General features: G+C 64.9%; 8 protein-coding genes. 4 read left to right on the plus strand and 4 right to left on the minus strand.

Annotation, left to right across the window (positions count from 1 at the left end; all coding sequences use genetic code 11):
• Nucleotides 1-54: 54 nt before the first annotated feature.
• Complete coding sequence (locus M1D93_RS05300; RefSeq protein WP_461174109.1) at nt 55-645, plus strand: hypothetical protein; 591 nt, start codon at nt 55-57, stop codon at nt 643-645.
• A 159-nt stretch (nt 646-804) separates the two neighbouring features.
• On the opposite strand, the gene M1D93_RS05305 is transcribed toward M1D93_RS05300, so the two are convergent.
• Nucleotides 805-1,476, minus strand: a complete 672-nt coding sequence (locus tag M1D93_RS05305) for a transglycosylase family protein (protein WP_461174110.1) — start codon at nt 1,474-1,476, stop codon at nt 805-807.
• 216 nt (nt 1,477-1,692) lie between these two features.
• Nucleotides 1,693-4,239 carry an excinuclease ABC subunit UvrA gene (locus M1D93_RS05310; RefSeq protein ID WP_461174111.1) on the minus strand — a complete coding sequence of 849 codons (2,547 nt, stop codon included), beginning with the start codon at nt 4,237-4,239 and terminating at the stop codon, nt 1,693-1,695.
• A gap of 48 nt (nt 4,240-4,287) precedes the next feature.
• Here M1D93_RS05310 and M1D93_RS05315 point away from each other — a divergent pair, with 48 nt between their 5' ends.
• From M1D93_RS05315 to M1D93_RS05325, 3 genes are all read left to right on the plus strand, one after another.
• Nucleotides 4,288-5,349 carry an adenosine deaminase gene (locus M1D93_RS05315; RefSeq protein WP_461174112.1) on the plus strand — a complete coding sequence of 354 codons (1,062 nt, stop codon included), beginning with the start codon at nt 4,288-4,290 and terminating at the stop codon, nt 5,347-5,349.
• A 263-nt stretch (nt 5,350-5,612) separates the two neighbouring features.
• A complete protein-coding gene (locus tag M1D93_RS05320; protein ID WP_461174113.1) occupies nt 5,613-6,545 on the plus strand; it encodes a pullulanase X25 domain-containing protein in 933 nt (310 codons plus the stop codon).
• Nucleotides 6,546-6,699: 154 nt separating this feature from the next.
• Nucleotides 6,700-7,014: an acylphosphatase gene (locus tag M1D93_RS05325; RefSeq protein ID WP_461174114.1), complete on the plus strand. Its 315-nt coding sequence runs from the start codon at nt 6,700-6,702 to the stop codon at nt 7,012-7,014.
• A 51-nt stretch (nt 7,015-7,065) separates the two neighbouring features.
• Here the strand turns inward: M1D93_RS05325 and M1D93_RS05330 are convergent, their stop codons facing one another.
• Both M1D93_RS05330 and M1D93_RS05335 read right to left on the minus strand, forming a co-directional pair.
• Nucleotides 7,066-10,680: a TM0106 family RecB-like putative nuclease gene (locus M1D93_RS05330; protein WP_461174115.1), complete on the minus strand. Its 3,615-nt coding sequence runs from the start codon at nt 10,678-10,680 to the stop codon at nt 7,066-7,068.
• Between the two features lie 100 nt (nt 10,681-10,780).
• Nucleotides 10,781-11,980, minus strand: coding sequence for a TerC family protein (locus M1D93_RS05335; RefSeq protein ID WP_461174116.1), 1,200 nt, complete (start codon nt 11,978-11,980; stop codon nt 10,781-10,783).
• Nucleotides 11,981-11,997: the final 17 nt, after the last annotated feature.

Below are 11,997 nucleotides of genomic sequence, written 5' to 3' on the forward strand. Positions count from 1 at the left end.
TAGCCGGAACCACTAAGATCACCGCAACCACCCCAGCGTTTTGGAAGCCTTCTCATGACATCTTCAGTTGAAAACACCACCGGAACCACCCACTCCTTTGTGCCCCGGTACGGGCAGATGCTCAGTCCGGAATCAAACGGCATCCTGGTCCTTGACGAATTCACGCTTGACCCCGAGGCAGCGCGCAAGGAGCAGCACGGTTTCCGCGCCGGCATGGCCGCCGTCGCCACCACTATGCGCCGCATCGCAGCTGCGCGTGTCATCATCGCGATCGTTGCCATCGCTAATCTGCCGCTCTTCCTGCTCTCCAGCGGATGGTGGATTTACGCGGTTTCGCTCACACTTGTCGTCAGCGTTCACGCCGCAGTCACCTGGCTGAACCGCCACGAGCCAAGGCTCAAGCAGCAGTCGGCGCTGGAGCTGCACCTGCACCGCGAACGCAGCGCCAACTACCGCAAGGTCCGCGACGCCGTGAAGTACATGATCGACACCCCCAGCCGGATGAATGAGCACCTCTACCTGGAGCTCCTGGCCGCCAAGCGCGTCGCCCTCAACCTGGCCCACGGCACCGTTGCCCTCCTGGACACCAGCGACGAATCAGCTTGGAAGGTCCGGATCGTCCGCGAACTGCCCGTGGCCAGCTAAGGCTTCCGGCTGGACAGCATAAAGGCTGCACAACATAAAAGTACGACGCCGGCCCGCCCCTTGTGGGGGCGTGCCGGCGTCGTACTTTGGTCAACGGAATTTGTCTATCGCCGACCGATAAGGGAGCCCGTGCGGGCTCAGGCACTAACGTGCCACTGTTCACGCAGGAAGCTGGATGACCTGTCCCGCGAACACAAGGTTGGGGTTCGAAATGGTGTCCAGGTTGGCGTCGGCGAGGCGCTGCCAACCGCCCTCAATGCCAAGCTTCTGGGCCACGATGCTCAGGGTGTCGCCCGCCTGCAGCGTGTAGGTCTCGCCGGACAAAGCGACCGCCGTAGCGTGCTTGCCAGCAGGTGCCTGGGCCACGGATGCACTCTGAAGCGGCGCGCTGTGCACCGGCGCGGCCTGGACGGGCGCAGCCTGAACGGGCGCGGCCTGGACCGGGGCGGCCTGGACAGGAACGCTCTGCGGGGCGACGCCGGTGGCGCCGCCGCTCAAGCCCAGCTTCGCGGAGCAGGAGGGCCAGGCGCCCCAGCCCTGTGATGCCTGGACGCGCTCGGCTACGGCAATCTGCTGCTCGCGGCTGGCATCCGCGGCCGAACCTGTGCCGCCGTAGGCAGCCCAGGTGGTGGGGCTGAACTGCAGGCCGCCGGCGTAGCCGTTGCCAGTGTTAATTGCCCAGTTGCCGCTGCTCTCACACTGTGCCAGCGCGTCCCAGGTGGAAGTGCTGGTGGCGTTTGCCGCCGTGGCGGAGAGAGCCAGGCCCGCCGCGGAGATGGCGGCTACGGTGACTCCGCGGCGTGCGGCAGTACGGAATTTGGTGTTTTTCATGATGGTGATGCTCCTGAAGGCCACCTGCGCTGCTTCCGTCCCCGGACATCATCGCGCCACTGCCCGACCCTGACGAATAGAGGTCAATTTCGGCGGCTGCCTGCTGGGCAGTTGTGGTGGAGGCAGCGCCGGGCATGCATTAGGCCCACAGCAGCGGGCACGCCCTTCACGCTAGGCCATCTCGCGGCCGTTATCAAATCGAGATATTTCTGGACGTTAGCTGGTGGTTTGCTGGCCGAGTGCCGCAGCGAGATACGGAGCGGTGCGGCTGACGGTGGATTGTGCGACGGCGGCGGGTGTCCCGGCTGCCATGATCTGCCCGCCTTTGTCCCCACCTGAGGGGCCAAGATCTATGACCCAGTCGGCGCCGGCTACTACCGCCATGTCGTGCTCAACAACCACCACGGAATTTCCGGCGTCCACCAGGCCGTGGAGCTGCGCCATCAGGAGTTGGACGTCAGCAGGGTGCAGGCCGGTGGTGGGTTCGTCGAGGAGGTAGAGGCTGTGGCCGCGCTGTGCCCGTTGCAGTTCCGTGGCCAGCTTGATGCGCTGCGCTTCGCCGCCGGAGAGCTCAGTGGCTGGCTGCCCCAGCCGCAGGTAGCCCAGCCCTACGTCCTGAAGGCTTTTGAGGCTCCTGGCGGCGGAGGGGACGCTGGCCAGGAATTCGGCGGCGGCGTCCACTGTGAGGGCCAGGACCTGGGCGACGTTCAGGCCGCGGTACTCCACTTCAAGCGTTTCAGGGTTGTAGCGGGATCCGCCGCACTCGGGGCACGGGCCGTAACTGCCGGGCAAAAACAGCAGTTCAACAGCAACAAACCCCTCGCCCTGGCAGGTTTCGCAGCGCCCGCCAACCACGTTGAAGGAGAATCGTCCGGCGCCGAAGCCGCGGGACCTGGCTTGTTCCGTGGCGGCGAATTCCCTGCGGACGGCGTCGAAGAGTCCTGTGTAAGTGGCCAGGTTGGAACGCGGGGTCCGTCCGATGGGCTTTTGGTCCACCGTCACCAGCCTGTCGATGCGGTGGCTGCCCGTGACGGTTGCCAGTGCCAGGGGCTCCACCGGCTCGTTCTGCTCCGGTTCGTCCTGCTCCGCCGGGGCCTTGATGCCGGCGCCGACCACTTCGCCGAGTACTTTGCTCACCAGGGTGGACTTTCCGGAGCCGGAAACACCGGTGACGGCCGTCAGGACGCCCAAAGGGAAGTCAGCGTCCAGCCCCCGCAGGTTGTGGCGGGTGATGTCCTTCAGCTCCAGCCACTTCTCCGGCTGCCTGGCCGGGCTGGTACCGGCACCGGCACGCTGTGAGGACGCACCGTCGTCGAACAGGAAAGGCCTGGTAACTGATGCCTCAATCCCGGCGAGACCGTCCACCGGTCCGCTGTAGAGCACCTCCCCGCCGCCCTCGCCGGCACGTGGGCCGACGTCCACCAGCCAGTCCGCCCGGCGGACAACGTCCATGTTGTGCTCCACCACGAACACCGAGTTGCCTGACGATTTCAGCTGCTCAAGCACCTCCAGCAGTGGCTCTGCGTCGGCCGGATGGAGCCCGGCGGACGGTTCATCCAGCACGTAGATCACACCGAACAGGCCGGAGCGCAGCTGGGTGGCGATGCGGAGCCGCTGCATCTCACCCGGCGACAGTGTAGGCGTGGCCCGTCCCAGGGCCAGATAGCCGAGCCCGAGGTCCAGCAGGACCGTGATGCGCTGCAGCAGGTCCCGGGTGATGGCCACGGCAACCTCGTTGGACTCGCCGGAAAGCTGCGTCCGGGAGGCCGTGCCGGCGTCGTGCAACTTCGACGTGGGGCGGACTATCTCCGCAAGGTCCGCCATGGGGAGGCGGTTGAGTTCCGCGATTGTCCTGCCCGCGAACGTGACGGCCAGTGCCTCCGGTGTCAGCCCGGTGCCGGAACAGCGCGGGCACGGTCCGGACTGCATAAACGCCAGCACCCGCTCCCGCATGGCCGCGCTTTGCGAATCAGCCAGCGTATGGAGCACGTAGCTCCTGGCACTCCAGAAACGCCCCTTGTACGGTTTGGCCACACGGTCGCGCTGGGGAGTCACCTCCACCACGGGCTGTTCCTCGGTGAAGAGGATCCAGTCGCGGTGTTTCTTTGGCAGCTTGCGCCAGGGGATGTCGACGTCGTACCCGAGGTGCGCAAGGATGTCCCGCAGGTTCTTCCCCTGCCACGCCCCGGGCCAGGCCGCAATGGCGCCATCGCGGATGCTCAGGGACGGGTCCGGTACCAGCGAGGATTCTGTAACGGTGTGGGCTATGCCCAGGCCCTGGCATTCCCGGCATGCGCCGGCGGCCGTATTGGGAGAGAAGGCGTCAGAGTCCAGCTGCGTGCTGCCGGCGGGGTAAGTTCCCGCGCGGGAGAAGAGCATGCGCAGGGAGTTGGAGAGGGTGGTGACCGTTCCCACCGTGGACCGGCTGCTGGGAGCGCCGCGGCGCTGTTGAAGCGCGACGGCGGGCGGCAGGCCGCTTATCAGCTCCACTTTGGGATTGTGCCCCTGCTGGATGAGACGGCGGGCGTACGGGGCGACGGACTCGAAGTAGCGGCGTTGGGCCTCTGCATAAATGGTGCCGAAAGCTAGCGATGACTTCCCGGAGCCGGATACCCCGGTGAACGCCACGATCGCATCACGCGGAACATCAACGTCCACGTTACGAAGGTTGTTCTCGCGGGCTCCGCGCACCCGGACAAAGCCGTCGGTTGCGTGGGCAGGAGGCGGATACTGCAGGTCATCAGTGTGCTTGGCGTTCTGCATTGGCTCGACTCTAGTGGCGAATCCGGTGGAGGGCATTATCCTGACCGGATGGAAAACTTTGCGGCCGATACTGCCGCGCCTGAAACCGAACCCGCTGCAGTTGAGCCCGAGGCCCCTGCCAGGCTGCTTCCGGTGGCGGAACTGCACCTGCACATTGAGGGGACACTGGAGCCGGAGTTGATCTTTGCGCTCGCGGAGCGGAATGGCATCGCGTTGCCCTACAGCGGGCTTGACGAACTCCGGGAAAAGTACGAGTTCACGGACCTGCAGTCATTCCTTGATCTGTACTACGCCAACATGGCCGTTCTGCAGACGGAGGAAGACTTTGCGGACATGACCTACGCCTACCTTGAGCGGGCCGCCGCTGCAGGCGTGCGGCATGCCGAAATCATGATGGACCCCCAGGCCCACCTCTCCCGCGGTGTCCCGTTGAAAACCTGCGTCAACGGCGTCGCATCGGTGCTGGCGACTTCCGAGGAGGACTTCGGAATCTCCACCCTGCTGATCGCCGCGTTCCTGCGGGACCTCCCTGAGGAGTCGGCGCTGGAAGTCCTGGGCGAACTGCTGGCAATGAACGCCCCCATTGCCGCGATCGGGCTGGACTCCGCGGAGGTGGGCAATCCGCCGTCGAAGTTTGAGCGGCTTTACGACAAGGCGCGCGAAGCGGGCCTGCGGCTGACCGCCCACGCGGGCGAGGAGGGGCCGGCGTCGTACATCATCGAAGCCCTGGACATCCTTGGGGTGGAGCGGATCGACCACGGCATCCGGTGCATGGAGGACCCGGACCTCGTGGAGCGGCTCGTTGACGCCCAGGTCCCGCTGACCGTGTGTCCGTTGTCGAACGTGCGGCTGCGTACCGTGGACACCCTGGCCGACCATCCGCTGCCCGCCATGCTCGCGGCGGGACTCAACGTCTCCGTGAACTCAGACGATCCGGCCTACTTCGGCGGCTACGTGGATGACAACTTTGCCCAGCTGGAAGCAGTGTTCGAACTCTCCGATTTCGACAAGGCGCGGCTGGCCGCACACTCCATCCATTCCTCCTTCGCGTCGGAGGAACGGAAGGCGGAGTTGCTGGACGAATTGAACGGCGGCGAAGGAACACACTGACGCCCGCTGTGTCTCACGCAACGTCCGCGCCCTGATACCGCTAAACTTGGTGCCGCAGGCGTATCTGGGGAGGTGCGGAGCGGCACCCATGCCAGCGCTCCGGGGGTTGTGAAGTCAGCCCTTCACCCGATACTCCAGACTCACTTGTTGGAATGTCCGCTTCACAGTCGGTCACGACACGCAGAGTTAACCATTTCAAGTCGCGCGATTTAACGGGCAGTTGGCATGATGCCTAAGACCGATCGCTTTATAAAAGGGGAATCATGGCCAAGTCCACCGCAGAAAACACCTACCTTCGACTCAAGACCGTACTGGATGTCCTGACCGAAGGCGTGTGGTCCGGCGATGCACTGAACGCGGGCCAGGTCCTCGCTGAGGCTACCGCCCGTGTGCCGTTCAACGAGCACGAGGGCGAGCTGCTCAGCGGCGGCATTCCCCGCGGCCACAAGACGCTGACATCAGCCACGGCCAAGCTGGTCAAGGCCGGCTGGCTGGTCAAGGGCCGCTCCGGCTGGACCATCACCGAGGACGGCATGCGCGCCACCGTAGCGTTCCCGGATCCGGTGTCCTTCGCTTCCGCGCTCGACGCCGGCACCCCCGTTCCTGCCGACACCCCGGTTCCCGCGGCTCCCGTGGGATTCGTGCGCCCCACCTTCGCGACGGCCGAAGCCACGGTGCCGGCTGAGGCGGCGGCCACGACGGATACCAAAAAGACCGCTAAGAAGACCCCCGCCAAGAAGGCCGCTGCAGTCGTCGGCAAGGCAGCCAAGGTACTCGAAGACGCCGTTGAGCCTGTTGTAAAGGCTGTGCGTAAGGACAAGGCTCCGGCCAAGACCACGGAAGCCGCAGCACCTGCGGCAGTTGGTTCCTTCGAGGACCCGGACGTCGAGACGCACCCGCAGCCCGAAGCGGTGGCCGTCGCCGGTGACTTCAACACCATCCTGGGTGCACCCGAGAACTGGGCTCCGCAGTACGACGAAGCGCAGATGGAGTTCGATTTCCTGGACCAGCTCTGGAAGAAGAGCGCCGAGCTGCCGGCCGGCCACTACACCTTCAAGATCGCCCTGAACCGGTCCTGGGACGAGAACTACGGCGCGTTCGGCACGTTCGACGGGCCCAACCACGAACTGCACCACGACGGCGGCACGGTCACCATTCGTTACGACCACCGCACCCGCGACATCACCATCAACTAAGCGCCACGCCCGCCCAACTAGGTCGCACTAAGTGTCGTTATGAACCGTCATCACGACACTTTGCGCGACTTGGTTGGGCGGGTTGCCCGGCTGACAGTTGGTTACTGAGCAGTTGGTTGGTTAGAACAGTCGGCTGTTTGGCAGAGGGAGCCCCATGACTGGCAGCGAAGGTATGTCCACCGATCCGCCCGACGCCGAGGACGTGCGGCTGACCGCGCGTGTTTTCGGCGTGGTGCAGGGGGTTGGGTTCCGCTTTTGGACCATGGGCAAGGCCGAGGAGCTGGGCCTCACCGGTGAGGTGAAGAACCTTGACGACGGTTCAGTTGCCGTGGTGGCCGAGGGGCCCCGGTGGAAGATCCACGAACTCCGGGCATGGCTGAATTCCGAGGCTACGCCGGGCCGGGTGGAGCGCGTGGAGGATTCGATGTCACCGGCTGAAGGCAGCTTCCACAGTTTCAGGGCCCGCTGACCGCGCCTGCAGGTTCGCCTCACTCCCGCTGGCCCTACCGCGCCGGATGCCTCACTCCCGCGGACTGAGACCGATGAAGGCGCCAAGCTCCTCCAACGCGGCGGGCCGGTGCGGCATGTAGCTGGTCAGCTCGGGGGAGCGGATGATGACTGCCCGCCACTGACCGCGCGATACCGCCACGTTGATCCGGTTCCTGTTCAGCAGAAACTCTGCCCCGCGGGGCGCCTCGCTGACGGCCGAACACGCCATCGAAACCAGCACTACCGGTGCCTCCTGGCCCTGGAACTTGTCCACCGTCCCGACGCGCACTCTCGCCAGGCCTTCCTCCTCAAGGGATTTCCGGATCAGGTGGACCTGCGCGTTGTAGGCGGCCACCACCAAGAGGTCTTCCTGGTCCAGGGGCCGGGACTGCGCATCCTCGCCCGGAGTCCACTTCAGCCCAAGATGCCGCCGTACCTGGCGCACTACCTCCGCGGCTTCCTCCTTCGATGCGGTGGTGTTGCCACTGTGGTCGACGAAGGCTGTCTCAACCCCTGGCGGCAGTCCCTCGAGCTGGCGCTGCGACGCAGCAGGAGCGGCCTGGAGTTTTCCTTCGTAGCTCAGCCTGGAGACTGCACGGCACAATTCCGGATGCATCCGCCAGCTGTCGGCCAGGAAGTAACCAAGGGTGACAGGCAGGGTGGCGTGCTCGGCGGCGAGCCAACCCAAGGCTGATTCATCCACCGGCTCCGGGTGTGCGCCCTGCGTGACTTGCGGCAACTGCTGGGGATCACCAAGCAGGAGGAGCCGCTTGGCCGCGCGGGAGACAGCCAGGGTGTTGGCGAGCGAGAACTGCCCCGCCTCGTCGATGACCAGCAGATCCAGGGAACCGGCCGGCACGTCCTTGCCTGTCATGGTCCAGGCCGTGCCGCCCACAAGGCAGCCCCCGGGAGACGTCAGTAGCTTGGCGACGTCGCCGTCGGCGGAGGATTTCCAGGGGACGTCGTGCGGTGACGCAAGCTTCTTGGCCACAACCGCCGGGTCCACGCCGCCGGTTTTGATGGCGCAGCAGAGCAGGTTTTCCACCACATTGTGCGATTGGCCCACCACGCCGATCTTCCAGCCCTCACTAATCAGCCGGCCGATGACGTGGGCACCGACGTACGTCTTTCCTGTCCCCGGCGGTCCTTGGACGGCAAGGTAGGAACGGTCGAGGTCGCGGACGGAGTCAGTGATCGCGGCGGCGTAGTCAGCGGTACCGTCCGGGCAGTGCGGAACGTCCACTGGCTGCCGGAGGGTGCGGAAACGCGGGGGCTGTTTGCGCAGGATGTCCAGTCCCGGCTGGGCAGGCACGTGCGGCACGGAAGCACCGACTGTAGCGGCGATTTCCGCGATGGCAGCTTCGATGCTGGCGGTGGCCAGGGGCTGGTCTTCCGTGAGGGCAACGGGAAGGTGCGGGTAGGCGGCCACCTTTCCGGACTCACGCTCGGCGATGGTGATGATGGTGTGTTCCGGATTGTCGGGTGCCGGTGCCAGTTCGCGGATCCTGGTTCCGAACGTAAACGCCCTGGCCCCGGTACCGGCGTCGGGATCGGCCATGCCGTCCGGCGGTGGTGCGTCGTAGAGCCGGCACCAATTGGAGTCCGCCCGAAAGTCCGAGCCCTCTGTCATGGTGCCGCGAAGCCGCAGTATCCGTGTGCGCATCCGTTCCCGTGGCTTGGCAAGGGCCCAGTCGGAGGTTACTTCCGCGGACGACACCACAAACACGTTCCGCTGATCGGACCAGTTTTCGATCGGCGCTTCCACCCTGTCAAAGTGCTGCCACCAGAACTGCTTGCGCTCCCGGCGGTGATATCCGGTAGCGGCGGCCACCATTGCTATGGCGCGTTCGTCGTCCGTCCAGGGGCGGGTGTCCGGCAGCCCGGCGAGGAACTCACGCAGCCTGGACTCCTCTGGAGTTTCTTCCGGAGCCGCCGGGCGTTCCGCAGGCGCGGCAGGGGAGCGCTGCCCCGCTTCTGCTTCCGGGGCCGCCCCGGCTGCAGGCTGCCCGGCAACCTCCAGGAGCCAATCCCGCAGCCGGAGGGTGGAAAGGCAGTCGTACTGGTTGTAGTCCGAAATCGAGGTGAGGACCTTCTCCGCCTCCGCGGTGTTCCCCGCATCCCGTGCTGCACAGTAGGCGGCGTAGGCGACGACGGAAGCCCCGGCATCCTTCACGTCCCCGGAGCGCAAATTGCTGCCCATGTACAGCGGTTCGAGCTTTTTGATGGAGTACGAGGCTTCGGAAATGCGCAAGGACTGCCGGACCGTGGCGTAAAGGTCTACGAGCAGGCCTTCCCGGAGCCAGGCGTCCACCGTGTCCTCGCCGGCCTGGTGGGCAAGGGAGAGGTTTCGCAGTGCAGTCTTTTCGTAGGCGGCGTAGTGGTAGACGTGCATGTCCGGGTAGCGTGTCCGCCGCTCCTCCACGTATTCCAGGAAGTCCAGGAAGGCGCGGCGTTCCTCGGACCGGGAGTGCGCCCAGAACGGGCGGAAAACAGGATCGCCGGGATCACCCGGAACCGGGGCCTCGATCACGCCGAACAGGTACTCGATGCCCCAGGCTCCGGTGGCCGGGTCCTGCCAGAGCGGGTCGCCCTCGAAGTCGAAAAAGATGTCGCCCTGGCTGGGAGCCGGAAGGGACCCGATGGTGTTTTCCGGCAGCACATTAAATGAAACGGTGTGCGGCTGGCCGTCCTTGGTGAAGGTCCGGGACCCGGCAGGGGTGTCCAAGCCAAGCTGCATTCGGGCCTGGGCCCGCAGCCGGACCACAGAATTTTTGGCATCCCCGGCGGGCATGGTCGCCAACTCGTCGATGGTACGGATCCCTGCAGCGTTCAGTTTCCTGCGCTGCACCACTGACATGCCGGCCACCATCAGCAGGTCCCGGTGGATCTGAACCTGCTCGGCGCAGTAGTCGCACCGGCCGCAGTGGACGATTCCCCGCTGCTGCCACTGCACGGCGGCGTCGGCGGCCCGGTGCCGGCCCGTCAACTCGCGGAAGCGCCTCCGCCGTTCCCGGAAAACCGGCAGCAAATCCGGAAGCGAGTGGCTGCTGCGGAGCCAGTCGTCGCCCACACGGGTGCCCAGGACCAGGGTGACCGTGGGGAAGGGTTCGAGTCCCATCCCGAGAAGCTGGTCCCCGTATGCCGCCAGCTGCAGCAGGGCGCCCACTTTGGCGTGCCGGGCCAGCTTGGTATCCCAGACTTCGTAACGCCCCGGGCTGCCGGTGCCGGCGGCCTCGTTGACGAGGAAGTCCGCGTACCCGAGGAATTCGCCGTCGAAGAAGGTTGCCTGGAAAACGACGTCGGCGCCGGAGCAGAGGGCAAGCTCGGTTTCGGCGTGCTTTGCCTGCAGGTCCCCGCGCAGGTTCTGTCCCCGCTCCAACGAGTAGACGCCCGCGGCCCGGCTGGCATCCCATTCCCCGTACTTGGCGATCAGGGTGGCCAGGACGGTCTGTTCGTGCTTGTCACCCAGTTCACCTGCACGGACCTGCATCTCATCAGCCTCAAAGTCGGCTTTTGGCGTACGGCCCAGCTTTTCATCCAGGATCCGGAGCGTGCGGTACTCACACTCGCTGGCAGCCACCAGGTCGCTGGCGGAAAACACCAGGTCCGGCGGCACGTCGGCTTTTGCAGCTTCGAGCAAGAACACGTGGCCTCCCCATCGAATGCCGGGCTGTGATCATTAGCCAAAGGAGGCTTCCCCAGGCTATGAACCTAACCTAGCAAGGGGCCCTGACAATACGTCCGCGTCAGCCCTTCGCGTCCGCGCGCACCTGGGCTTTGTCGTGCTCGATGTGGGCCTTCCGCAGCAGGTCCAGGAACTGGGTCTCATTGCGGATGAGCTTCTTGTACTTCTCGGGAAGGCTGCGGATCTGGTCCTCTTCCCGGCACATCTTTGCGAAGATCTTGTCCCGCTCCACCATGTCCGTCTCGTAGTTGAGGTCCAAGTACTCGTTGGCGTGGCGCTTCGCGCCGGACACAGCGTTCTTGGCCTTGCCCTTGGGGCTGAAGATGGAGGCCAGGACTGTGACTACCAGGACGCCGAGGATCACGCTCAGGGAGACCTGGGTGCTGACTTCCACCACGTTGACGTGCTGGCCGTCGTTGATGAACGGAAGCGTGTTCTCGTGAAGGGCGTGCAGGATGAGCTTCACACCAATAAACCCAAGGATTGCTGCCAGACCGTAGGAGAGGAAGATCAGCCGGTCCAGCAGGCCGTCGATGAGAAAGAAGAGTTGCCGCAGGCCCATCAGGGAAAAAGCGGTGGCCGTAAAGACGATGTACACGTTTTGGGTGAGGCCGAAGATCGCGGGAATGGAATCAAGGGCGAAAAGGATGTCGGTGCCGCCGATGGCCACCATTACCAACAGCATTGGCGTGAGGACGCGCTTGCCGTTCTCCATGGTGAACAGCTTGTCGCCGTCGTAGTGTTCCGACGCTGGAAGGAACTTCTTGGCGAGCCGGACCACCAGGCCTTCGGACTCGTCGTCGTGGGAATTGGGACGAAGCAGGTTGCCGGCGGTGACGAGCAGGATGAGCCCGAAGATGTAAAACACCCAGGCGAAGCTGTTGATCAGCGCCGCACCCAAAAAGATGAACGCGGTGCGGGCGATCAGCGAGAAGACGATGCCGAACAGCAGCACCTTCTGCTGGTCCGCACGCGGCACCTTGAAGCTGGCCATGATGATGAGGAACACAAACAGGTTGTCGATGGACAGTGCCTTCTCTGTCACGTATCCGGCGAAGTACTCCGTGCCCATGGTGGGCCCGCCGAAAACCAGCACAGCAAGCCCGAACAGCAGCGCGATACCCACATAGATGGCCGACCAGGTGGCGGATTCCTTGAGCGACGGCGTGTGGGCCTTCCGCACATGGAAAAAGAAGTCGAAGGCCAGCAGGCCGACAATTCCTGCGATGGTCAGGGTCCAGACATAAGAAGGTACTTCCACGCGGCGGGCCTTTCGTC

The organism is Arthrobacter sp. Z1-9 (assembly GCF_054792695.1).